Source organism: Bacillus sp. mrc49 (assembly GCF_002803435.1).
Genome location: NZ_PHNG01000688.1, coordinates 191706 through 214926, shown reverse-complemented (window position 1 = coordinate 214926; position 23221 = coordinate 191706). Strand labels below are relative to the sequence as shown.

At 41.4% G+C, this 23221-nt stretch carries 21 protein-coding genes and 2 pseudogenes; 6 read left to right on the top strand and 17 right to left on the bottom strand.

Annotated elements, in window-relative coordinates:
• The first annotated feature begins 191 nt into the window (after positions 1 to 191).
• Positions 192 to 1043 carry a MurR/RpiR family transcriptional regulator gene (locus tag CVN76_RS12345; RefSeq protein ID WP_198512545.1) on the top strand — a complete coding sequence of 284 codons (852 nt, stop codon included), beginning with the start codon at positions 192 to 194 and terminating at the stop codon, positions 1041 to 1043.
• Positions 1044 to 1323: 280 nt separating this feature from the next.
• On the opposite strand, the gene CVN76_RS12340 is transcribed toward CVN76_RS12345, so the two are convergent.
• On the bottom strand, positions 1324 to 2670 hold the full coding sequence (locus CVN76_RS12340) for an APC family permease (protein ID WP_442857567.1): 1347 nt from the start codon (positions 2668 to 2670) through the stop codon (positions 1324 to 1326).
• A gap of 367 nt (positions 2671 to 3037) precedes the next feature.
• Between CVN76_RS12340 and speB the strand changes: the two genes are divergently transcribed.
• On the top strand, positions 3038 to 4006 hold the full coding sequence (gene speB, locus CVN76_RS12335) for an agmatinase (RefSeq protein ID WP_100531601.1): 969 nt from the start codon (positions 3038 to 3040) through the stop codon (positions 4004 to 4006).
• Between the two features lie 315 nt (positions 4007 to 4321).
• Here the strand turns inward: speB and CVN76_RS12330 are convergent, their stop codons facing one another.
• The 9 genes and pseudogenes from CVN76_RS12330 to CVN76_RS12295 form a co-directional block, all read right to left on the bottom strand.
• Positions 4322 to 5020, bottom strand: coding sequence for an ankyrin repeat domain-containing protein (locus CVN76_RS12330; RefSeq protein WP_100531476.1), 699 nt, complete (start codon positions 5018 to 5020; stop codon positions 4322 to 4324).
• Positions 5021 to 5289: 269 nt separating this feature from the next.
• On the bottom strand, positions 5290 to 5976 hold the full coding sequence (locus CVN76_RS12325) for a response regulator transcription factor (RefSeq protein WP_100531475.1): 687 nt from the start codon (positions 5974 to 5976) through the stop codon (positions 5290 to 5292).
• The gene (locus CVN76_RS12320; protein WP_100531600.1) at positions 5973 to 7421 is read right to left on the bottom strand and encodes a sensor histidine kinase; all 1449 of its coding nucleotides are present in this window, start codon (positions 7419 to 7421) and stop codon (positions 5973 to 5975) included. The genes CVN76_RS12325 and CVN76_RS12320 overlap by 4 nt, the downstream gene beginning before the upstream one ends.
• Before the next feature lie 376 nt (positions 7422 to 7797).
• Positions 7798 to 8055 (bottom strand): annotated as a pseudogene (locus CVN76_RS31780) (hypothetical protein).
• Positions 8048 to 8263, bottom strand: a complete 216-nt coding sequence (locus CVN76_RS12310) for a hypothetical protein (RefSeq protein ID WP_100531473.1) — start codon at positions 8261 to 8263, stop codon at positions 8048 to 8050. The pseudogene CVN76_RS31780 and the gene CVN76_RS12310 overlap by 8 nt, the downstream one beginning before the upstream one ends.
• Before the next feature lie 181 nt (positions 8264 to 8444).
• Positions 8445 to 8588 carry a hypothetical protein gene (locus CVN76_RS30995; protein WP_157805654.1) on the bottom strand — a complete coding sequence of 48 codons (144 nt, stop codon included), beginning with the start codon at positions 8586 to 8588 and terminating at the stop codon, positions 8445 to 8447.
• The gene (locus tag CVN76_RS12305) at positions 8581 to 10086 is read right to left on the bottom strand and encodes a phytoene desaturase family protein (RefSeq protein ID WP_100531472.1); all 1506 of its coding nucleotides are present in this window, start codon (positions 10084 to 10086) and stop codon (positions 8581 to 8583) included. The genes CVN76_RS30995 and CVN76_RS12305 overlap by 8 nt, the downstream gene beginning before the upstream one ends.
• Before the next feature lie 75 nt (positions 10087 to 10161).
• Positions 10162 to 11043, bottom strand: a complete 882-nt coding sequence (locus tag CVN76_RS12300) for a phytoene/squalene synthase family protein (RefSeq protein ID WP_100531471.1) — start codon at positions 11041 to 11043, stop codon at positions 10162 to 10164.
• Positions 11044 to 11054: 11 nt separating this feature from the next.
• Entirely contained in the window at positions 11055 to 12593 is a 1539-nt protein-coding gene (locus CVN76_RS12295) for a phytoene desaturase family protein (protein ID WP_100531470.1), read from the bottom strand.
• A 315-nt stretch (positions 12594 to 12908) separates the two neighbouring features.
• On the opposite strand from CVN76_RS12295, the gene CVN76_RS12290 reads away from it, so the two are divergent.
• Both CVN76_RS12290 and CVN76_RS32375 read left to right on the top strand, forming a co-directional pair.
• A complete protein-coding gene (locus tag CVN76_RS12290; RefSeq protein ID WP_157805653.1) occupies positions 12909 to 13844 on the top strand; it encodes a MerR family transcriptional regulator in 936 nt (311 codons plus the stop codon).
• A 361-nt stretch (positions 13845 to 14205) separates the two neighbouring features.
• Positions 14206 to 15026 (top strand): annotated as a pseudogene (locus CVN76_RS32375) (transposase); the annotation flags it as partial.
• A gap of 84 nt (positions 15027 to 15110) precedes the next feature.
• On the opposite strand, the gene CVN76_RS12280 reads toward CVN76_RS32375, so the two are convergent.
• Both CVN76_RS12280 and CVN76_RS12275 read right to left on the bottom strand, forming a co-directional pair.
• Positions 15111 to 15587 carry an endolytic transglycosylase MltG gene (locus tag CVN76_RS12280; RefSeq protein ID WP_100531468.1) on the bottom strand — a complete coding sequence of 159 codons (477 nt, stop codon included), beginning with the start codon at positions 15585 to 15587 and terminating at the stop codon, positions 15111 to 15113.
• Positions 15577 to 15957: a hypothetical protein gene (locus tag CVN76_RS12275; protein WP_232732193.1), complete on the bottom strand. Its 381-nt coding sequence runs from the start codon at positions 15955 to 15957 to the stop codon at positions 15577 to 15579. The genes CVN76_RS12280 and CVN76_RS12275 overlap by 11 nt, the downstream gene beginning before the upstream one ends.
• A gap of 493 nt (positions 15958 to 16450) precedes the next feature.
• Between CVN76_RS12275 and CVN76_RS12265 the strand changes: the two genes are divergently transcribed.
• Complete coding sequence (locus CVN76_RS12265; protein WP_100531466.1) at positions 16451 to 16897, top strand: DUF5392 family protein; 447 nt, start codon at positions 16451 to 16453, stop codon at positions 16895 to 16897.
• A gap of 202 nt (positions 16898 to 17099) precedes the next feature.
• On the opposite strand, the gene CVN76_RS12260 is transcribed toward CVN76_RS12265, so the two are convergent.
• The 4 genes from CVN76_RS12260 to hmpA all read right to left on the bottom strand — a co-directional run bounded on the left by CVN76_RS12260 (position 17100) and on the right by hmpA (position 21545).
• Positions 17100 to 17543, bottom strand: a complete 444-nt coding sequence (locus tag CVN76_RS12260) for a general stress protein (protein ID WP_100531465.1) — start codon at positions 17541 to 17543, stop codon at positions 17100 to 17102.
• A gap of 80 nt (positions 17544 to 17623) precedes the next feature.
• A complete protein-coding gene (locus CVN76_RS12255; protein WP_100531464.1) occupies positions 17624 to 18871 on the bottom strand; it encodes a glutamate-5-semialdehyde dehydrogenase in 1248 nt (415 codons plus the stop codon).
• Positions 18872 to 18910: 39 nt separating this feature from the next.
• Positions 18911 to 19999 (bottom strand): glutamate 5-kinase, encoded by a 1089-nt coding sequence (gene proB, locus CVN76_RS12250; protein WP_061144218.1) that lies wholly within the window; start codon positions 19997 to 19999, stop codon positions 18911 to 18913.
• A 337-nt stretch (positions 20000 to 20336) separates the two neighbouring features.
• Positions 20337 to 21545, bottom strand: a complete 1209-nt coding sequence (hmpA, locus tag CVN76_RS12245) for an NO-inducible flavohemoprotein (protein WP_100531463.1) — start codon at positions 21543 to 21545, stop codon at positions 20337 to 20339.
• Between the two features lie 170 nt (positions 21546 to 21715).
• Between hmpA and CVN76_RS12240 the strand changes: the two genes are divergently transcribed.
• A complete protein-coding gene (locus CVN76_RS12240) occupies positions 21716 to 22177 on the top strand; it encodes an RrF2 family transcriptional regulator (protein WP_100531462.1) in 462 nt (153 codons plus the stop codon).
• A gap of 19 nt (positions 22178 to 22196) precedes the next feature.
• Here CVN76_RS12240 and CVN76_RS12235 read toward each other — a convergent pair whose 3' ends face one another.
• Complete coding sequence (locus CVN76_RS12235) at positions 22197 to 23183, bottom strand: HD-GYP domain-containing protein (RefSeq protein ID WP_100531461.1); 987 nt, start codon at positions 23181 to 23183, stop codon at positions 22197 to 22199.
• Between the last annotated feature and the right edge of the window lie 38 nt (positions 23184 to 23221).

Here is a 23221-nt window from a genome sequence, read left to right as displayed (position 1 = left end):
ACCTCCTTATTTTGAATTTTTGATATATTCTATCTTTTATATCATAAATAAAAAGAATTAAAATATCAATATTATAACGAAAAAATTAAGAAATAAAATTTCATAAATGGCATTTTTTTCTGCATTTGCTCACAATAATATTTCATTTGTGATATAAATGTAATAGGATATCTCTTATAAGGGGGACAATTATGAGCTCATCTTTATTACAAAAAATCAAAGAAAAGGCCGATTCCCTGTCACGTGCAGAACGGCAAGTAGCCCAATATATATTGGATCATGCCGATTTGGTGCAAACGTACACGATTTCTGAAATATCGAGTAACGCCAATGTTTCCCAAGCCAGCGTTGTCCGTTTTTGTAAACGGATGGGCATTGAAAGCTTTAAAACGTTTCAACATACTTTAGTGAAAGAACTGAGTTCAAACCATGCCAATATAAATGACCTTTCTTTATTGCGTGAAAATGATACCCCTTACCAGCTTTTTCAAAAGGTAACGATGAGCAATAAAATTGCCTTGGGTTCGCTTGAACAAACATTGAACAAAAAAGAATTTGATAAAGCAGTTGAATGCTTGAGCAGGGCAAAACGGATTGCTTTTTTCGGTGTCGGCGGCTCCGCTACAGCTGCATTGGATGCCAGCCATAAATTCGCTAAACTTGGCGTCGCGACAGGGATGAACACGGATTTTCACACCGTGATCTCCTATGTTTCCAATTTCTCTTCCGAAGATGCTTTAGTCCTTTTTTCAACATCCGGAAAAACGAAGGATGTTTTGGAAATGGCTTCATATGCAAAAAAGATCGCCGTTCCCATTGTCGCCATTACCGCCTATTCGAAGTCTCCTCTATTAAAATTGGCTACGATACAGCTTTGCTTTCCTGACATTGAACATGATCACCGAATCGGCAGCATTGCATCGAGGATCATGCAGCTTAACATGGTCGACGCCCTTTACTTAAGCGTTTTTCACCGCATCGACAAACAAACCATCGATAATTATCAAAAAGCACGTGAAGAAATCCTCCGACTAAGAAGGTAAAAGATCATTAATGAAGTCTCGATATGTGAAGCGCCTTCGATGCATCTGCAGCGAACCGTGAATCCGTCTTGAAATGAATACGAAGTCTTTTGCTAGTTTCATGGTGTAGTATGGGTTTCCTGTAAAAAAACAAAAGATAGAATAGCGGACAATATTATACAGCCCCTCCCTTCACTCGAGCCGACACCATATCAAAAGGGGTACGGAATGGAGGAATCCCGTACCCCTTTTCTCTGCAAACTGACCGGTCCTTGCATGTGACATTTTCCTTGCGAAGAGTCTATAGCTGAATTTCTTCCACTTGATATTGGGGCGGAGCAGTGCGGAAGGCCTTAGTAATGTAAAGCAGATAACAAAAGCCAACCAAAAACCAGCCAACCCCCATGATTAGTGAACTTGTCTCAAGATTGATCCAAAGTATGCCAATGGCTATGGCCCCGATTAAGGGCATGATTAAGTAATGGAAATATCCCTTTATCGTTCGATGCTTTTTTTCCTTGATGATAAAATGGCTGATCACTGACAGATTTACAAAAGTGAAGGCCATCAATGCACCAAAATTAATCAGTGACGCAGCCGTCACCAAATCAAAGAACAAGGCCGACAAGGCAATGCCCCCCACGATGAGGACATTGATGGCAGGTGTTTTCCACTTAGGATGAATATAGCCAAACCATTTTTCCGGAAACACCTTATCACGGCCCATAACATACAATAGGCGGGATACACTGGCATGCGATGCTAGTCCCGATGCTAGCGTATTGACAAGGGTGGTGCATAAGAAAATCGATTGGAACAGCTTCCCCCCTACATATAAGGCAATTTCCGGCAACGCAGCATCCGGTTCCTTGAAACGGGAGATATCAGGAAAAAAAAGCTGGATAAAGAAAGAGGAGATAATGAATATCACCCCTCCCCATAGTGCCGTTAAAAAGATCGCTTTGGGTATCGTTTTTTTCGGATCTGGTGTTTCCTCCGATAGTGTCGTTACGGCGTCAAACCCCAAAAAGGAAAAACAAAGAATGGTGGCCCCGGTGATGATGGCAGAATAGTCCATCCCATCCTGGACGAAGGGCTGGATCGTGAACACTTCCCCTGTCCCTTCTCCACTATGCAGGCCCCTGATTACAAGAATGATGAACACCGTCATGATGGCAATTTGAATTAAAACAAAAAGGGCATTGAAGTTAGCCAATACATTGACACTCCGGAGATTGAGAATCGTGACAACGGCAACGAACAGTACGACCCATATCCATGTTGGCACCTCTGGAAATAATGCAGTAAGATAAATTTTGGTCAATAATGCATTTACCATCGGTAAAAATAGGTAGTCCAACAACGAGGACCATCCTACCAGGAACCCCAAATGCCGGTTAATCGCCTTTTGCGTATACGTATACGCCGATCCTGCTGCTGGAAAAACCTTTACGAGTTTACCATAGCTTGCGGCGGTAAAGAGCATACCGACCAATGCAAATATATAAGCAGTCGGTACATGTCCCCCGGTGATTCCGGATACGATACCGAATGTATCGAATACGACCATAGGAGTCATATAAGCCAATCCCATCATAACAATTTGCCATAATTTTAGCGTTCGTTTCAGTTTCGCATCATTTTCCACTTATCATTCCTCCTTGAAAACGCTTTCAAATATTCGATTTGACATTACCTAAATAAATCGTAAGACCTCCTTCTTTTTTAAAATACAACCTGAATATCTAAATGCAAATATCGTGCCATTTAACGTAAATAGCTGGGATTCCAGCAGCATTCATGTCATTACGATCGTTCATGGGGAAATGCGGCTCCGTTTTTTTACTGCATCTCGATTCATTTTTCGATAGATTATTCGCCCATGCATAATTTCCTTATAAAAAAACGTATACGTATCTGCAGAAAATCGCTTTAGGTGACTTGGCATGTTAATTGCATTTGAAAAGGGGAGTATTGAAACCCTTAACATGATTAGAAAATGGAGGAATAAAAAAATGAAATATCCTTTAACTCCCGATGTAAAACCAGAGTTTTGTACCACTGGAACTTTTATGCGCTTACCTTCTTCAAGAGAAAATGCCAAATTGGCCGTGGTTGGCCTGCCCTTTGATACAGCCGCTTCATTCAGGGTAGGAGCAAGGTTCGCTCCACAGGCTGTCCGTCAGGCATCCATGACGTTGTTTCCTTATCATCCCATTCAGAAAGTATTTCCATTTGACGAGTGTAATGCCATTGATATTGGTGATGTTTCAGTGATTCCCCATAATATCCACCGAAGCTATGAATTAATTGAATCGGCAATGGCAGACTTGATGAAAGCGGGCATCATCCCAATCGGAATTGGAGGAGATCACTCCGTAACATTGGCCAATTTAAGAGCTGCCGCAAAAATCCATGGACCAGTGGCTCTTCTCCATTTCGATTCACATACTGACACGTGGGATACTTATTATGAAGAGAAATACTGGCATGGTTCACCGTTCATCCGTGCTTATGAGGAAGGGCTGCTGCAGACGGATAAAGTTTTCCAAATCGGAATTAGAGGAACACTCAATCATCCAGGCGATATTGATTCCAGTACAGACCTGGGCTATACCGTGATAACAACGCCTCAGCTGAAGGAAAGGGGAATCGCGGATGTCGTGAAGGAAGTCAAAAAGACGATTGGGGATACACCATGTTTCTTGAGCTTCGATATCGATTTCGTAGATCCATCGTGCGCTCCTGGTACGGGCACCTTGGAGGTTGGAGGTTTGAATAGCTTTGAAACATTGGAGTTGATTCGCTCCCTGCACGGATTCAACTTCATCGGTTTCGACTTGGTGGAAGTTCTCCCACCCTATGACCCAACCCAAATCACTTCCCTATTGGCAGCCACCATCATTCACGACTTTGCCAGTTTAGTAGCATTGAAATTGAGGGCAGAACAAGAAAAGCCAGTGGAAAATAGTCAAAAAAACTAGGACAACAAGTGGTCGCGATTAACCCACAGACAGACAAAAAGAGCCATTTAATAATAATGACCCTTCCAAACTGTAGACAAACTCTATGAAAATCGAGTTTGTCTTTTTTCGGTTGTACAATCTGGACTCTTCACACGCCTCGAACAAAAGGTTCTTTTGTCTTCTTCACATATGGCCCCCGAAATACGCCCGATTGCCAAACCGGGGAATTCTGCTTGAGTATCAGTGCGTCATCAGGCTTCCGTTCATATTGTTTGATTTCGAGAACAGGTCATTGCCTAACTGACTGCATTTATGATGAGCCATTTGATGTGGTTATTGCGCTCCTTTTTTCATCAACATTTGTTCAATGTCTTTAAAGCCTTTCATTCGGGCGTGCTGTAATGGGGTCACCTTATCATGATCGGCTATATTCACATCAGCACCATGTTCTATCAACAATTGCACGGTTTGCTGTTGTTTCTCACCTCCATCATTCAATACGATCGCCTCCAATAATGCCGTCCAACCGAGGTTATTGACATGATTTACATCAATATCAGTTTGGGTCAAAAGTTCCTTGATCACATGGACATACCCATGTTCCGAAGCAGGTATGAGTGCAGTTCCGCCATATCGGTTGGTCAGCGCAGGGTCAGCACCTGCATCAATCGCAGCCTTGAGGATTTCAAGATATCCTTCTGCACCGGCGTAAAGGAAAGGATTGTTTTTCAAATCATCCTGGATGTTGACGTCTGCACCTGCTGCGATTAGGACTTTTGCCGTCTCAGGATCATTATGATAAGTAGCGATCAAAGTGGCTGTCCGCCCTTTTGCATCTCGAGAATCGATATCGGCACCCTCCTCAATCAACCTGATTACCGTTTCCGTGTCTTCCTTTTCTGCAGCTTGAAAAAGCTGTTCATTCATTTCCATCTCCTCATTTCCAAGTTTTTTCAAATTCTTCTTGGAATCAGGGGCACATGCTTGAAGCAAGAGAAGACATCCCGCCATTACAACCATCCACTTCCACATCCATAACACGCCCTTTTTACATTCGTTTCCAACATTCGTGGCATTTGCCTCCTATTCCGCTGTAACTTAACTGACTCAAGTTTAAAACGCAGCCCTGTTCGATCGCATCCCATAAAACTTAGTTGAGTCTTTGTTATCCGTTTAATATGGTGTTAACGCCCAATCATTAACTCCCGTTATGCAATTTCCAAAAAAAGCTTAACGTCTTTTTAAATTTTATTTATCATCCCAAAAATCGCCACTTTTGTGACAGGTAATGCAAAGACCATTTATACATTGAAACGATACCCGGCGCCCCAAACCGTTTCCAGGTATTTAGGATGTGCCGGGTCTCTTTCGATTTTTTCACGTAATTTTCTAATATGGACGGTGACAGTCGAGACATCCGCCGCCGACTCCATTCCCCAATTGCTCTCATATAGTTGCTCCTTGCTCAATACTTGGTTCGGGTGCATCACTAGAAACAGCAACAAATCGAATTCCTTTGTCGTGAAAGGCACTTCCCCGCCATTGATATGAACTTTACGCGATGACTTATCTATCGATATACCGTGAACGAAAACCGTATTTATTTTGGAATGATTCCCTGCCAAACGATCATACCGGGCTAAATGCGCTTTCACCCTAGCAACCAGTTCACTTGGACTAAAAGGCTTTGTGATATAATCGTCAGCGCCTAATCCAAGCCCTCGAATTTTATCGATATCCTCCTTTTTGGCGGAAACGATCAATATCGGTATATCCTTGGCAGCTCGTATTTGTTTGCAAATCTCAAACCCGTTCACGCCGGGAAGCATGATATCGAGAATGATTAAATCGTAGTTTTTTTGAAGGGCCTGCTGAAGTCCTGCATCACCTGTATGTTGAATGTTTACTTTAAAATCATCAATCTCCAAATAATCCCGCTGCAGTTCAGCAATGCTGACATCATCTTCAATAAGTAATATTTTTTTCATTGCTCCTCACCTTTCTTTAAGGTAAAGAAGACACTTGTGCCCTTTCCCATCTCGCTTGTAGCCCAAATATCCCCTTCGTGCTCTCGTATGATTTGCTTGGCAATCGCCAGCCCTAAGCCGCTGCCACCAGTCTCTGAATTCCTGGATTGTTCAGCACGGTAAAAGCGATCAAAAATGAAAGGCAGGGCAGAAGGTTCTATTCCTTGGCCATTATCCGTAACCTGTACAGCTACATCCTCTTGCCCCTCATGTAAAGCAATGGAAATGTTCACTTTATCCCTCTCCGCATACTTCACGCAATTACTGATTAAGTTAGCCAATACTCGTCTTAGTTTCTCCCTATCCGCTGTCACAAATATTGGTTCATACACTTGATTCCATTCAATTCGAGTCCCATCTTGAAGGAAATCCAAATGAAATTCTTCCACGTAGTCTCCGATAAATTGATTCATTTCCACAGTTTCAAAAGTGAATGGTTCTTTATTTAAATCCAGCTTGGAGAATAGGAATAATTCATCGATCAATGAATCCAAGTCTTTCGCCTTTAAATGGATAGTCGATAAATACTTTTCCATTTTTTGCGGGGTATTGGCGACACCATCTTGTATTCCCTCAACATATCCGATAATCGAAGTAATCGGCGTTTTCAAATCATGCGAAATATTGGATAGAAGTTCTTTCCTGTTTTCTTCATATTGAAGCTGAATCTTAACGGATTCTTTTAATTTTATCCTCATTTCATCGAATGTCCGATTTAACTGTCCGATTTCATCATTGGAGGCAGCTTTTATTTCGAAGTTTAAATCTCCTGATTTGATCCGACTGGCCCCTTCCTTAAGAAGTGAAATGGGTTTGATGATGCTTCTGGAAACTAAATAGTTTAACAGCCCGATAATCATGATGAATAGAAATAATAATAGCCCGAATAAAATAGGGAATAACTCCCGAGCCAGCTCGGCAGAGGAACTCACCTTTCTCAACACAAAAATACTTCCTTGGCTTTTATCCGAGAAATAAAAATCAAATTTGACATATGTGTAAAAAAAGTCATCGATTTTAATCGTATCCCTCGTATTGATGTTCGTTTCTTCGAATCCCGGGAGAGACCTGCCCAGTACCTGATTGTTAAAGGAAAGCGAAGTAAACTCGATCTTCGAATCTTTTCTGACGACGATGTCGATGTCCTTTTGTTTAATTTCCTTTAATTGGTCTTCTTTAAGAAGCTGTTCAGGTTTATGTTTGGCCAAAAGCTTTAAATCAAGAAATGCGGTTTCTTCCACATTCGTCAATGGTTTCTGGACATAAGATTTTTTGTAAAAATTTTCAATCGAGTTTGGATCGCCCGTTATCGCGAAAATAATTAAAAACCCAGCGACCAATAGCAAGGCGATGGAAAATAGGATTACTCCGACGTAAGATAACAGAAACCTCGTTTTTATCGATATGTCAATCACCTCCACAACTACTTATCACTCTTTTGCTTATAAATTCAATAAGAAATATGTAACACTAATCCTTACCAATTGATTTGGATTTCTCCTTGATGTGAACAAGTCACTTTACCGATGAAGACACTAAAGAAACCATACCATACAAATCTTAAAATTTTCTAAAGCAGGTATGAAAAATCCCTAAACAATGAAGGGCAAGAATCGCAGAGGAGAAGAAATTTTAGAGGAGAGTATACGGAGAATCCATTTCGTTGGTTCAATCATTTTTTATTCATTCATAATTTTATTCCTTGTTATTCTTCATTCATCCATTTTATTTGGGCTCTGCCCCCCTTCCGTGCTTGTCCTCATTTACAGTTATTTAAACAGATTAGTTCTTCTTGGCCAACAATTGTTGCAAACGGGCATGATTGTATCTTTGAACTATGATGATTGGAATATTGAAAGAGATCGCATAGGCTAGCATGATCCACCCTGCCCAAACTGGATTCCATAGAAAAAAGAAACCAGTTAGAAAGATGGAAAATCAGTGAGTTGATTCTGCCCGTTTTGTCTCCAACATGAACGTCGTCAAAGAGATTGTATCCGTTCCTTGAAGCTGTTTCTTTTCAAAACCGCGTTTAATCATTTTTGAACCATCCGGTATGTAATTTTTCCATTTCTTCACTAGGCAATACGTTTAGCACACTTTCCGTGATTTCCCCATCTTTTAATCCGATATATAAAATTGTCATGCACGAATGGTGATTAGGTATATTGACAGTATACAGGGAAAAAACCATATGGAAGAAACACCATGCAACGATGTCAAGAATCATGATCCAGAGTTGCACCACTTCACTTTCTCCAACCCGCCAGGCAAAAGCCGGTTTAACCCCTTGGCCTCCTCCACTTAGACAAATGCCGGTCTACTTAATCAATCTCGTTTTACAAAACAGCCAGTTCCGAAGCATAAGCTCGGCGCTTCGTTTACCCAAATCTGCCTTCAACGCTTCCAACCCAGCTTCTTCATGATCTCTAAGCATGCTCTTTAATCGGGATAAAAAGCTGGCGCCTGCACTTCAGGTTCATTGATTGTTCTGTCATGGTATGCTCTTTCTGGCTTTTTGAAACCGTTCTCCATTGCTCTAGTTGAGATGGATTTGCATTCGAATTAGCCATGAATGGAATCCTTTTGTACTATTTTATCCCGAACTTGTTGGCCGCTTAATGTAACCATCGGCATCCCCCCGCCTGGATTAACGGTACCGCCCACGAAATAAAGGTTATCGTAGCGCTCACTTTGCTTTGCATGTTTGAATCCTCGGTTCTTTTTACGGTGGGAGACTGTACCATAAATGGATCCGCGATGTGATCCATACCTTCTTTCAATATCATGCGGCGTCCACATGTCTTCCGTCACAATATTTTGCCGCAAATCAGTCAAGCCCATTTTCTCCAATTTCATCAATACTTTTTCCCGGAGGGCTATGTAATCATTCTGTGTGAATGGTTTATCTTGAATATACGGGATATGTGGAAGTATTTTAATATTCTCATGTCCTGGAAGTGATTGAGATGGATCGGTTTTATTAACATTGACTAAATAAATGGTAGGATCGTCTGGCAGTTCATGGTCACGGAAAACCTTATTCATTTGTTTTTGTAGATTATTAGAGAAAAAGAAGTTATGATGGGCAAGCTGAGGGTATGTTTTGCGCACACCCAAGTGCAGGATTAGACCGGAACTGGAAGGCTCAAACCGTTTTTCAAGCTTCTTGATAAAGTGCTTTCCTTCATCCAATAATTTTTCATAGGCTGGGATGACTTCCATATTGGAGATAAAATAATCCGCCGTTCTCCTCGTCCCATCATCCAGCTCTGCTGCCAAAATTCCCTTTGAAGCTTCCTTGGTGATGAGTTTTCTGACTGCCATTCCAGTATGTAATTCAACACCTAATTCAGTTGCAAGTTTGACCATGCCTTGAGCAATTCGATTCATCCCGCCAGGTACGTACCAAACACCTTGAGCATGCTGCATATAGATCATCATATTAAGAACGGCAGGAGCGTCGTATGGAGAAGACCCTACATATTTAATAAAATAAGCAAGCATATTCCGAAGCTTTGGATTGCTGATCCGTTTCTGGATGGCATCATACATTGTTGAAAATAGATCAAAACCTTTAACCGATTCTATCAGTCCGTGTTGTTTAAAGATTTCCATCGTCGAATCCAAGCCCTTGGCAAAGTATCCTTCTTCAGTCACTTCATATATTCGCCTTGCATATTCTAAAAAATGTCCATACTCCTCAATGTCCTTTTTAGACAAGCAAGTATTTTCCTGTAACATCAAATTCAAGTCTCCATATAGATCTATGACAGAATCGTCTGAAAAGAAGGATCGCCATTCATGCTTTAAGCGAAGCATAGGAATATAGTCAGCCATATCGCGGCCGCTTTTTACAAACAATCGTTCAAATATTTGAGGCATCGTCAATATGGATGGGCCAAGGTCGAAACCAAAGCCATCCTGTTCCAATCGATTCAGTTTACCACCAAGATGGTCGTTCTTTTCATAAAGTGAAACCTTATATCCACTTTGCGCCATCGATATGGCGGCTGAAAGTCCTCCCAGCCCGCCTCCTATAACGACGACCGTTTTAGCGGTTTTGGTCATACCCTTCACTCCCCTTTTTCCATTCAAAAATTTAACGATAAACAATAAAGGATTATCTTCATTCACTATCCTTTTCTAAGTCGAAGCGGAAGCGAAAACCTTGGTTTCTTGTTGAATTTGCTGCATTTCCATTGGAGAAATGAAATTCCTCTTAAAAAAGCAGTCATATTCATTATCTCTTACGGCGTTCAAGATTCCACGATAAAGACGTGCCGATAGCAAAACCTGAAATCGGCTGTCTTTATCAAAATATTTAATCACTTCTTGAAAGTCATCAAACAACGCTTCTGCACGGCTGGCCATCTTCTCCCAAATCCTGATAAAGCCAATATTGATCCTGGCTTGTTTAATATCTTCCTCAGTGTACGACTCCGATTCCATCTCGTATAACGGCAAATATATTCGGTTGTTTTTTCTATAGTCCTCCCCAACATCTCTCAATATATTAGTAATTTGCATAGCGACTCCAAGAGATATCGCTTGTTGGGTAAGATCTTGTTCCGATTCGGAAGCGATGATGGGTAAGAGCATTAAACCAACCGTTCCCGCTACGTAATAGCTGTATTCCTCTACCTGGCTCATTGTTTGGGGAATGGTGAAATCAATATCCCTTCTCTGACCTTTCAGCTGATCAAAGAAAGGCTGAATATCCATTTTATAACGGGTGAACACATCTCTTAAAGCCCTCCAAAGCGGATGGTCCAGTTCCTTTTCGTCCTGGAATAAGCTTAACTCCTGATAAATGCGGTTCAACGCGTTGATTTTTTCTGACCTGGTCCCTCCCAGATCCACACTATCATCGGCAATTCTGCAAAAAGCATAGATGGCATAAACGGCGTTTGCTTTCGCCTTCGGTAAGCCTAAAAAAGCAAAATAGAAACTTTTAGAATTCTGCTTGATGATGTCCTCGCAATACCGATAATCTTCATCCAATAGTGTTTGATCAGTCAATCTCATCGGCCGTCCTCCTAGTTATTCCCTGCATGTACTGCCTGCTTACTGCCACGATCATCCAAAATCAGTTCTTCTGTAGCGATTTTAGCTGAAAGTAATACGATGGGCACTCCGGCACCAGGGTGCGTGCTGCTTCCAGTAAAATACAGATTTTCGCATTTTTTAGCTTTACTCTGCGGGCGAAGATGATTACTTTGTGCTAGGTTAGGACGTAAGCCGAAGCATGCACCGTTATAGGCATTGAATTTCGATTCAAAATCGGGCGGTGTCATATAGGATTCCGAAACAATTTCATTTTCAATATTTTCAAGACCTTCTATTTTTTTAAGAGCTTCGAACACTTTTGAACGGTAATGGCTTATCGTTTCATCATTCCATTCGTATTCGGAGGTTGACAGATCAGATACAGGAACTAGAATATATATCCCATCTTTTCCTTCAGGAGCCAATGATGGGTCAATTTTAGAGCCGAGATAGACATAAAAGGATGGGTCATCTAGAAGCCTTCCATCAAAAATGTCGTTTAAGTTCTTCTCCAAACCTTCACTAAATACGAAATTATGGATCGTTTTTAACGATTCATATTTTCGATCCATTCCCAAGTACATAATAAAACACGAACAAGAGTACTTCATGCTGTCAATTTTTTTATCTGTATACTTGCCTTTCGATTTCGTGTCTTTGACCAGATTTTTCATCGCATAGGGAAAGTCGGCATTACAAAGGACATAATCAGAATGAATTTCTTTATCATCCACTTTAATGCCAAGGGCCTGCTGATTTTCAATGATTATTTCTTGAACACTCGCGTTATAGTGAACCATGCCGCCCAACTCAATAAACAGCCGTTCCATTGATTGGGCCATCGTATACATGCCACCCTTGATGAACCACACGCCATAGAGTAATTCAATCATCGGGATAATGGTATATAAGGAAGGTCCATTATATGGTGAAACACCTATGTATAAAGTTTGAAAACTAATCATCTGCTTAAGGCGTTCATTTTTCACATATTTACCAATGAAATGATCGGCATTATCGAATGTCTTCAATTTCAACGCTTGACGAATCATGAAAGGATTATAGAAATCGGATGCGTGCCGGAATGGACGTTGAATAAAATGATTTTTTGCGACAATGAAACGTTCATAAATTTTTTGAAGATATTTCAAGAAACCTTCTGCATCTTTGTCACTAATGTCCTCCAAGGTTTTCATTAAATCGACTAAGTCTGAAGAAATTTCGTAAGTATCTTCCGCTTTGCTTCCAAAGAAAACGGAATACATCGGATCTAATTTCTCCATTGGAATATAATCATCCGGATTACGGCCTGCCAATTCGAAAATTTCCTGATAAAGCTCTGGCATCATGACTATACTTGGTCCTAAGTCGAATTTGTAACCATCCTTATCAATTTTGTGCATTTTTCCACCGGGTATCGCTTCTTTTTCAAAAAGTTCCACCTGATACCCCGCATGCTGCAATCTAATCGCACTTGCCAACCCTGCTACTCCCGCTCCAACAATAATTACCTTCTTTTTATTAACCATGGTTTCCCCCAATGTCTTTTTCCATATCACTCATGTAATATTGCCAAATATTTCAATAAGCTTAAGAACTCCTGTAATGTTATTGAGTTAATTATTGCTAGGAAGTTGTTTAGTTGTCAACCGTTTTGTATAATGTTTTTATACAAACGTTATACAAACTTGTTGTTTTTCTACTAGCTGACACGTTCACTAGCGTAAATAAGGTTTTTTCTATGTACATTCGGCTCGTTGCCTTGTACAATGTTATAGGATTTTCATTATATGTTTGAACCGACAGATAATACCTAAAATATTTTGATATAAGGGATGAAAACTATGAACCATGCCCGTGGTGGCAAGTTTTATATAAAAGAGGTTTCTGCTCTTACAGGAATTTCCAAACAAGTGATTCGAAAATGGGAAGAAAGATATGATATCATACAGCCTGTTCGCCATGAGAATGGATACCGACTTTACAGCGAGGAAGATATCAACACTCTTTTAACTATTAAATCGCTTCAAAAAAAGGGATTTTCTATTAAACAAGCATCGGACCTGGCAAAAGAGAAGCTCGATACGATGGAAAACGCAACGATTCAGGCCAAAAGCTCTCTTGACATAGAACTGAATTATTATGTGATTCAGTTGATGGAAATAGGCTATACGTGTAACGAATTGGATTTACTGATCGTTCTAAAGCAGGCTTATCACTTTTACGGTTTGGAAAAATTTTTGACTTCTGTCGTCTCACCTTTTTTACAAGAAGTCGGGGATATGTGGGAAAGTGGCGAATGGGATGAATATCAGGAATCTGTTTCGAGTATGGTAGTCAAGGACTTCCTTGTGCAAATCCGCCGTAACTTTCAATACTCGGATAAAGCGGAATTAGTTTTAGGTGCTTGTCTTCCACATGAATACCATGAAATTCCTGTACACTATATTTTGTTACGGTTCATGTTAAGAGGGTGGAAAACGACACTGATCGGAGCTTCACCGGCTCCTGGATCGATCCAATCACTAATAACAAGGTTACAGCCCGTTAAAGTCCTGCTGTCTGCATCGACGACGCTTCCATTTGAAAAGGATCCTGATTTGCTTAGCACCCTGGATTTATTCGCTGCTGAAAATAAAGAAATCGAGTTTTATTTAGGAGGAGCGGGTGCAATGCAATACACTAAAGATAAAACGATCAATAATATTTGTGTTACCAACAGCATCGAAGAAATCTTACTTACGAAGCAAGGGAAGGGATCCGGAATTTCAGGTCAATGAAGGGTGAATTTAATTAAGACTGCGAAAGGCTGATATTCATTGCGCATGGATGTCTTCGTTAATCATTTCACCCTTGATTCAAAACGGGTATGTTTGCTCAACCATAAAAGTGTCGCTATATAAAAAAACGACCATTTTTTAATGGTCGTTACAGACTGTAGACAAACTCGATGAAAATCGAGTTTGTCCATTTTTATGGTTGGACAATGTGGCCGTTGATTTCCTCTCCAGGCACTCGCTTATCCAGAGGCGGTCCGGGAGCCTCCTCGGCTTTACAGCCTCTGGGGTTCCCGTGACTTGCACTTCCCGCAGGAGTCTCGTACCTTCCGTTCCAATCAACTTTGTTTAAATTCATAGGTAGAAGCCTTTTCCACCGGATAAATTTGATAAGAACGAAATCAAAGAAATAAAAGAAAGTACAACAGATTCCGAGAGTGGCTACTATGTGAAAGATGAACGAACAAAACAGTTTGCCTATTCATTCCACGCAGCCGCAGACCGCAACGGGTTCGTATTAGGAACGTTTGTAACACCTGGAAATACACGATAGGTTTTAGAGCCTCTTATTGATCAAGTGATTGAGAAAGTTGGAAACCCACAAGCTGTTGCCGCAAATGCCGCTTATAATACACCGGCAATCACAAACTATCTATTTAACAAAGAAATCATCCCGGCTTTACCCTGTACACGTCCTCGAACAGAAGAGGGGTTCTTTCGCAAACATGACTAGGTATACGATGAACATTTTGATTGTTAGCTTTTAACGTACTCAACAACCATTGAATAAAGAGGGCTATCGTGAGTACAAATCGCCCCAATACACCTGTGCAACCTGCTCATCTTTATCACGATGTACAGACAACAAAATTCATCAGGAAGTGGTGACACAGCATATCTGGCAAACACATGTGGAAGGTCAGATCATCTGCGTCATCAACAAGATGGAAACCCTATCTATCCGAAACGTAAAGAAACGATTGAGCGTGTATTCGCAGATGCAAAAGAAATGGTATGCGTTGGACTACTTTAAGGGGACTTAAAAAATTGTCGATGCAGGCGATGCTTACTTTCGCTGCCATGAATGTAAAGAAGATGGCCAATTGGACATGGAAAGGTCCAATACTGGCCTTACAAAGGGGACGAGCCCTGATCTCTAAAATCCAGGCGAACATTCGAAGATAATTTAAAAGGGGTTCGGAATTTATAATTCCGAACCCCTTTGTCTACAAACTGAAACGACCATTTAAAAATGGTCGTTAATCCTTGTTATTTAAATATGATGGATATGATTTTTTCTGTCGTCATCTTACTGTCCACCTCATATGTTCCAGGGCGTAAACCGTTGGCCTTGCCTTTCTTTTCAACCTCTTTAGAAAATGCATTAGCATTTTTAATGACTTTTGCTTTTTGAAGGTCTTTCCCGACATCGATGCTTGTCGAACCTTTAGACACACGCAGGACTGTGCGGTAAACGATTTTTTCCTTCGGTTCTTTTTCTGTTTCTGCCGCTTTTGCCTCATCCATCTGTTTTTTAATGGATTCCGCTTCAGCAATCTGATCTTCCCATTCTTTTTCTGAATGAATGACATACCCTTTGCTCGTGAGGGAATCTTTCATTTCATCTTCAGAAAGTTTCTCCGAAGTGCCCGTAGCTTCCCCTGGGCCAAAGAAGTATACTGCTCCGCACAGACCGGCAGCAACAATGAGGCCACCTGCAAAACTGCGCAATGATTTAGATGTCATTGGCAACGGTCCTCCTTTCATTCTTCGCTTTTATGTAAGGAGTAAGCAAGTTTTCAATCTCATTCTCTGGATGTTTTGTTTTCAATGCAATGCTTTCAGTTGAATAGCCCCGCTTATGTAAATCAAGCACTTCACGCAATAAGCTCCGTTTTTCCGAAGACAGAGCAAGAACGCCTGCCTCTTGTGCCGTAATTTCTGCATCTATCTCGATGTTCCTGATTTTTTCTTGTAATACACTCATTTCATCTCCAAATGAGCTGGCAAGCTGCTCCATTTGTTCGTCCATTTTTACGGAATCCTTTTTAATAAACGATAAAATGAACAGTAAAACTGCTGCACCAAACAAAATGACAAGAGCCCATTCCATCATTCTATGTCCCTCCTTAATCTTTGTATCTATTGTCTCGCTTTCTAATTATATATTGATTTGTCTCAAAACTCGATTTAAAAGAACAAAATACCACAATAGTCACATTTTTATGTAAAAAAAAGGCGCAATATGTCCATCACTCCCGATTCCTATTGATTAAATGGAAGATCGGCCTTCCAGTTAAGGACTATTTTACCACATGTCCATACTTTTTGATAGCTAGGGAGGCCAGGTCTAATGTTGGCGCTACTTGCGAGCAATTTTTGATGCATGTTTAGAAACCTTACCGACCCTTGCTGATTTTTTCGCTTTTCAAGACGATCATGTCTTGCCTCCATCCAGGCAAGCCTTCGAAAAGTAGATAAACATGACAAATACAGTTCAAAACGATAAGATATAGATATAAGGTTCCTTTTCCTGTTTCATAAAATAGGTAAAAATTATCCCATGTCATTCTTTTATCGGATGCATGCAAGATTATAAGGAGGAAACTATGAATATTAAACTAACGAATATACCGCGTTTCATGCAGGCCGAAATCGAACAGCTTCAAGCAAAGTTATCTCCTTTGTTGAAGAAAAATATGAAATATGGCTTTTTATCGACTGTGATGATCGGGTTTTCCGTCATCAATCTTTTTTTCCTTTTATTTAAGAACGAATCATTATCGACCTCGAATATTGCGCTAGGTATCTATGCATTGATTGGGGCAGTCGGGTTCGCTCTATTAAAAGAAAATAAACACAACCAAAAAGAAATTGCGAGAATGAGCCGGAATTATATGTTGGAGAGAATGAAAAAAAGCCGCTATGTAACGGATGCGCGGAAAAGTAATTATTATAAGAAGATGAATGAGCAGCCCCTATATGCCATGAATGTTTTTTTTGAGTTTCTTGCAGAAGAACAGCAAAGGAAGGATCAGTCCTTCCATAATGAATGATAAAGGCAAAAAAACCCCTTCTTGAACGATCAAGAAGGGGTCATTGCTGTTTGCCGGAAGCGGTCCGGAAGTCATCAACATTTGTCTTAACCATTAGGTGGAACTCGGTGGCCATCATCTTATCAAGCAATAGTAAGAGATTGAAAAAACAAACGCAAGCCCCTCATGAACTCACAAGGGGCTTTTATGTTTATGCGTGAATTCATTCACTTAATACGGGGTCTGCAATGACAAGGATCTTTCCTGCCTTGATATCTTCCACGTATTGATCGACGTCTTCTTCCTCCAATCCCATATCCAATAGTGGTTTCCTCAAGCCGCCTGCTCCTGAGGCTGCCCCGGCTGCCGCTCCCCCAAATGTAGCGAATATCGGCCCGGCTGCCAATATCGGTCCTATTCCCGGTACGGCCAATGCACTCATTCCAATCAATAGGCCAGTCAATCCGACAGCTCCGCCTGCTGCTGCACCAGCAACCAATCCATCTGTCCTTGTCGGGCTGACTTCTTCCGCTTCATTCGGCAATTTGTCAACGTTTTTTGCTATGATAGATATTTGTTCGGAAGTATAACCTTGTTGCTTTAAGTTCTCTACTGCTTCAGTCGCTTCTTTTTCATTTTCATATATTGCTATAAACCTCTTGTCCATGGTATCTGCTCCTTTAAAAGTAATGTACTATACAATACCCTTACTAGAGCTTTTCTAACCTTCCAAGTAAAAAATGAATGTCACTCGCGAATTTGCCCCTGTCCATAAATGAAGTATTTGCTCGAAGTCATCGCTGGCAAGCCCATTGGTCCACGCGCATGGAGTTTTTGTGTGGAAATGCCGATTTCTGCACCATAACCAAATTCGAAACCATCGGTAAAGCGGGTGGAGGCATTGTGGTAAACAGCTGCTGCATCTACTTTATTTAAAAATATGGAAGCGTTTTGTTCATCTTTCGTAAGGATCGCTTCGGAATGTTTCGTACCGTATTGGTTAATGTGCTCGATGGCTTCCGATACATCTTCGACAATTTTCACGCTGATCTTCAATGCTAAATATTCATTTGACCAATCTTCCTCCGTAGCAGCTTGCGCTTTCGGGAAAGTATGACAAACCTCTTCATCCCCGAATATTTCTATTCCCGCATCATCGAGGAGCGTCAGCAAGCGTCCGCCATTTCCTTTAAACCAGTTTTTATGAATAAGAAGGCTCTCGATTGCATTGCACACGGATGGGCGCTGTGTTTTACCGTTTAATACAACGCGCTCGACCATGGCGATTTCTGCCGTTTCATCGATAAAGATATGGCAATTGCCTGCTCCTGTTTCAAGGACAGGAACAGTGGACTCCTTAATGACCGTTTCTATTAAATTCTTACCGCCTCGGGGAATCAAAACATCTAAATACTCATTAAGATGGAAAAGCTCCTTTGCGGTTTCACGGCTCGTATCCTCGATTAACTGTACAGCTTCCACAGGAATTTCCGTTTTCGCCAAGGCCTTATGGATGGAGGAGACCAATGCCATATTGGAATGTCTCGCTGATGAACTTCCCCTTAACAGGACGGCATTCCCCGTTTTTAAAGCTAATGTAGCCGCATCGATGGTTACATTGGGCCTTGCTTCATAAATCATTCCGATAACACCGATTGGCACCCGCAGTTTTTTAATCAATAAGCCGTTTTCTTTTTCAATCGTTTCCAATGTTTCGCCGATAGGGTCTTTTAAATCCATTAAAAGCTTTATCGCAGCTGCCATATCATCAATGCGTGCATCGTTTAACATGATTCGATCCAATATTGATTCACTCAAGCCTTTTTTGCGGCCTTCTTCAAGATCTTTTTGGTTTTCAATCAATAGACTTTCCTTATCGTTTACTAGTTGCTCTGCTATTTTCTCGAGTGCCTCATTCTTCTTTTTTGTAGTCAATCCGATTAGCTGATAACTGGCCGCTTTCGCTGCCTTTCCTTTTGCCGTCACTTCACTCATTTCAAATGCCCCCTTTTCTTCCTTTAGATTGATTTTGAGCTATGCTTTCACCCATTTATCACGGTGGATGACCTCGATGGAAGTGATCACAAGCTCGGTTGTCCGCTTGCCCATGGCCTGTTTCAATTCCTCATCGGAATATAGAACCTCACCGCGGCCCAGCAATCCATTTGTGCCAAAGACTTCGACGACGTCCCCCTTGTTAAAAACGCCTGTTATTTCATAAATTCCAGCGGGCAATAGACTGCTTCCATTCGAAACCAATGCCCGTTCAGCGCCTTCATCAACGAAGATTTTTCCGGAAACCTGTGAATGAAGGGATATCCATTGTTTGTTTTTCGTTACGGTCGTCAAGACATCATTGCCGATGTATGTGCCGTCCCCGTCGCCCTCGAGGATCTTGATGAGTTTTTCACTTCCCGCTCCAGACCCTATAAATACTTTCACCCCAAGTGAAAGTGCTGTCTGGGCTGCAATCAGCTTCGATTTCATCCCCCCTGTACCTACATTGGAGACTGCACCTTTTGCCATCTGCAATAAATCTTCCGTGACTTCGGAAAGCTTATCAAACCTTTTAGCCTCCGGGTTCGTATGCGGATTGGAATCATAGAGACCATTGATATCCGTCAAAATGATCAAGTGGTTGGCGTGTACCAGGCCGCTCACTAAGGCGGAGAGCATATCATTGTCACCAAAGGTCAGCTCTTCGACGGATACCGTATCATTTTCATTGATAATCGGCAGGATGCCGCGTTCAAGCAATTCCATCAGTGTAGCATAGGCATTCTTATATCTGTCTTTTTTCGAGAAATCCTTCCGTGTCAACAGAATCTGTGCCGGGACGATTCCAAACTGCCCCAACTGTTCCATATATGACTGAATCAGCAAACTTTGCCCAACAGCCGCAGCCGCTTGCTTTCCTTTAAGCGTCACAGGCCTGGTCGGATATCCAAGCTTACGAAATCCGGTCGCTACAGCACCTGATGAAACAAGGACCACTTCATGTCCGGCATTCCTTAAAGCTGCCACTGCCTGAATGTGATCGGAAAATTTGCTTTGATCGATTTCACCTTGTGAGTTGGTTAAAGAACTACTTCCTATCTTAACTACGATGCGTTTCTTTTCCATCGTTTCAGTCCTCCAATAAATATCTTAGCCATGAAAAAAAGCCCTTTTCATCCTCGAAATAAGGACGAAAAGGGCTGCTCTCCGTGGTACCACCTTCATTGAACGCAAGTTTCATGCATTCCACTTTGCCTGATAACGCCAGGATTTGCGCCTATGTTTTGCATAGGACTCAAGAAGCAGGTTCTGCGCTTTCCTGTCGCGGGCCTTCCAGCAATTGACGCCGCTCTCTGTCACAGTCATATCTCGCATACTAATCTTCTCTCAACGTTCATGGTTTTAATATAGTATGCAAAATTATCTTCTTGATGTCAATAACATTCCTTGCACCACAGTCTTCTTATAGTGCCATGGCAGGACCGAAGAACTCATAGTGAATGTTATCAGGTTCGACCCCTAACTCCTTTAGGCAAGTGATGAGCGCTTTCATGAAAGGAACAGGGCCACAAATATAATAGTCAGCTTCATGCTTTACATGGAGGCTCAATAATTCCTTATCGATATACCCATCCTTCACATAATTTTGCAGCTGCTTATCCTGCTCATCCGGATTTTTAAACACGAACGATAATTGATAGCTCACGAGTTTCTGTGCTAGGTCTGTCAGTTCGCCTCTAAACGGTTGCACTTTTCCGTTATCGGCAGCATGAATGAAGTGTACATCACGTTCGGGTGTTTGATCGGCAACTGCATGCACCATGCTCATGAAAGGGGTTATCCCGACGCCGCCGGCGAGGAAGACGACAGGTGTCCTTTTTTCCAGGTCGATGGTGAAATGGCCCGCAGGAACGGTTAAGTCAAGACTGTCCCCCACCTGGATGGAATCGTGCAGGTAGTTCGAGACTCTGCCATCCGGAGAGCTTTCCTGCCTCTCTTTTTTGACGGAAATCCGGAAGTGGTCTTTTCCAGCGGCATCCGACAAACTATATTGCCGATTGAAAAGATAGCGTTCACCAGGTATCGCGATCCTGACGGTTACATATTGGCCAGGAAGGAAGGATGGAATTACAGCACCATCTGCCGGCTTTAAATAAAAGGATGTGATTACATCACTTTCCGGCACTTTTTTGACGACTGTGAATGGTTTGAAGTCTGCCCAGCCCCCCTCCTGTTCCGAAGCTTGATCGTACATTTCCTTTTCGATGCTAGTGAAGACTCCGGCGATGATACCATAGGCATCCCCCCAGGCTTGGAGGATCTCCTCCGTAGCTGCTTCCTGTAATACTTCCTTGATTGCCGCCAATAAATATTCCCCGACGATGGGATAATGCTCAGGCTTGACGGCAAGGCTTCTGTGTTTTTGCGCAATTTGCTTGACCACTGGCAAGATCGATTCTAGTTGATCGATATTTTTGGCTGCTGCCAAAACTGTGTTGGCAAGTGCATGTTGCTGCCGTCCTTTCTTCTGATTGGCATGATTGAAAATATTCAATAATTCCGGATATGCTTCAAAAAGATTTTTGTAGAATACGGTTGTGATGGTTGTACCATGCACCTCTAATACCGGCACTGTGGATTTAATAATATTGATGGTTTTCTGGGATAGCATAAATAAACCCCTTCTCATAAACAAGTATTTTGAATACATGTTTATATTAGAACGGAACGAACTGAAAAGCAATATATTTCATACATCTTTTCAGTCGCTAAAGTTTGATGTTTATAAATTGTTCACATTTATGATATAGTCAAATGGGGATAGAATGTGAGGCGATAGACATGAGGTTGACGAGTTATTCCGATTACTCACTTAGAGTGTTGATTTACCTGGCTTCCCACGACCAAAGCAAATTATCAAATATTAAAGAGATTTCGGAAGTTTATCAACTATCCAAAAATCATTTGATGAAGATCGTTCATAATTTAGGTAAATTAGGTTATATCGAGACGATACGCGGTAGAAATGGCGGTTTTCGCCTGGCAAAACCGCCTGCAGAAATAAACGTCGGGGAAATTGTAAGGAAAACCGAAGAGGATTTTTATTTGGTGGAATGTTTTAAAGATCACGGCAACTGTATCATTTCTCCTGTCTGTTCATTGAAATTTGCCCTAAATAATGCTTTGGATGCTTTCCTACAGGTCCTCGATCAATATACGATTGCAGACTTTATTGAGAATAAAGTGATGCTTAAAGCCTTTTTCGATTCTGTTAAACAGCATGACGAAGGGACCGATTCTTAAAGATCGGTCCCTTTTTTCATTAACCAATGATCCGTTCGATTCTGCATTCCTCTTCCATTCTCAAGTCTTTGATTCCTGTTTCCGTATTCAACAAAACTTTAAGCGGGTCGTATGGATTGATCATGATGATCGTCCCGGTTTGCTGATTGGTCAGCAGGACTTCTTTTCCTACCAAGGTAGACATTAGTTGAGATATAAAACCAAGCAGGTATTCCGGGTTGAATTTATCGAACATATCACGGTTCATTTGCTCAATCACCTTATGGAATGGCATGGCCTGATGATATACACGGTTGGATGACATCGCATGGAATACATCGGCTATCGCCACGATTTTCGAATGAGGATGAATATCATTTGCCCTCAGTCTTAATGGATACCCATTCCCATCTTCCCGTTCATGATGCTGAAGGGCGGATAATGCAACCGCCGGAGGCAAGCCGGGGATATCTTTAAGTAATTCATACCCATGGATTGTATGACGCTTCATTTCCTCATACTCTGCAGCAGTCAATTTCCCCCGTTTTTCCAATACACTCTCGGGAATCTTTGTTTTTCCAACATCATGCAAGGTGGCGGCCAAAGTCAGGGTTGAAAGATTTTCTTTGGAAAATCCAAGCTTCCTCCCTATGTAAGTGGCAATGATCCCTACACCGATATTATGGCTGTATGTGTACTCACTGCTCGCTTTCAAACGTTCGAAAAGGTAATGAATATCCGGATTTTTTGCAGCTTCCAAAATGACAGGTGCAATATCCGATTGAATTGCCTGGACCGTTTCAAGCTGCATATTGCCATTGTTGCGTATTTCGTGAAAAAGACCTTTCAGTTGAACGGAGGCTTCATTGATTTTTTTATTGATTTCCACTTTTGAAAGTGCTTGATGTTCATTCAAGGTCGCTCCGTAATTTTCGGCTTTTTTCAATTTTGCCATCATGAAGTCAATTTCCGGAATGGTAAGAGGCGGAAACGATTTATCATTCAGCTTCCCTTTTCTATTTTTCAAGGCTCTCACACTTTTCTCTATTTTTTACCTATAATACC

Bases quoted from the DNA above. Each gene is read 5' to 3' on its own strand.
- CVN76_RS12265 (WP_100531466.1), top strand. From the start codon at position 16,451: ATGAATATTAAACTAACGAATATACCGCGTTTCATGCAGGCCGAAATC.
- CVN76_RS12280 (WP_100531468.1), bottom strand. From the start codon at position 15,587: ATGACATCTAAATCATTGCGCAGTTTTGCAGGTGGCCTCATTGTTGCT.
- CVN76_RS12260 (WP_100531465.1), bottom strand. From the start codon at position 17,543: ATGGACAAGAGGTTTATAGCAATATATGAAAATGAAAAAGAAGCGACT.
- CVN76_RS30995 (WP_157805654.1), bottom strand. From the start codon at position 8,588: ATGGCTAATTCGAATGCAAATCCATCTCAACTAGAGCAATGGAGAACG.
- CVN76_RS12300 (WP_100531471.1), bottom strand. From the start codon at position 11,043: ATGAGATTGACTGATCAAACACTATTGGATGAAGATTATCGGTATTGC.
- CVN76_RS12305 (WP_100531472.1), bottom strand. From the start codon at position 10,086: ATGACCAAAACCGCTAAAACGGTCGTCGTTATAGGAGGCGGGCTGGGA.
- CVN76_RS12240 (WP_100531462.1), top strand. From the start codon at position 21,716: ATGAGGTTGACGAGTTATTCCGATTACTCACTTAGAGTGTTGATTTAC.
- CVN76_RS12290 (WP_157805653.1), top strand. From the start codon at position 12,909: ATGAACCATGCCCGTGGTGGCAAGTTTTATATAAAAGAGGTTTCTGCT.
- CVN76_RS12330 (WP_100531476.1), bottom strand. From the start codon at position 5,020: ATGTGGAAGTGGATGGTTGTAATGGCGGGATGTCTTCTCTTGCTTCAA.
- CVN76_RS12275 (WP_232732193.1), bottom strand. From the start codon at position 15,957: ATGATGGAATGGGCTCTTGTCATTTTGTTTGGTGCAGCAGTTTTACTG.
- hmpA (WP_100531463.1), bottom strand. From the start codon at position 21,545: ATGCTATCCCAGAAAACCATCAATATTATTAAATCCACAGTGCCGGTA.
- proB (WP_061144218.1), bottom strand. From the start codon at position 19,999: ATGGAAAAGAAACGCATCGTAGTTAAGATAGGAAGTAGTTCTTTAACC.
- CVN76_RS12345 (WP_198512545.1), top strand. From the start codon at position 192: ATGAGCTCATCTTTATTACAAAAAATCAAAGAAAAGGCCGATTCCCTG.
- CVN76_RS12295 (WP_100531470.1), bottom strand. From the start codon at position 12,593: ATGGTTAATAAAAAGAAGGTAATTATTGTTGGAGCGGGAGTAGCAGGG.
- speB (WP_100531601.1), top strand. From the start codon at position 3,038: ATGAAATATCCTTTAACTCCCGATGTAAAACCAGAGTTTTGTACCACT.
- CVN76_RS12325 (WP_100531475.1), bottom strand. From the start codon at position 5,976: ATGAAAAAAATATTACTTATTGAAGATGATGTCAGCATTGCTGAACTG.
- CVN76_RS12255 (WP_100531464.1), bottom strand. From the start codon at position 18,871: ATGAGTGAAGTGACGGCAAAAGGAAAGGCAGCGAAAGCGGCCAGTTAT.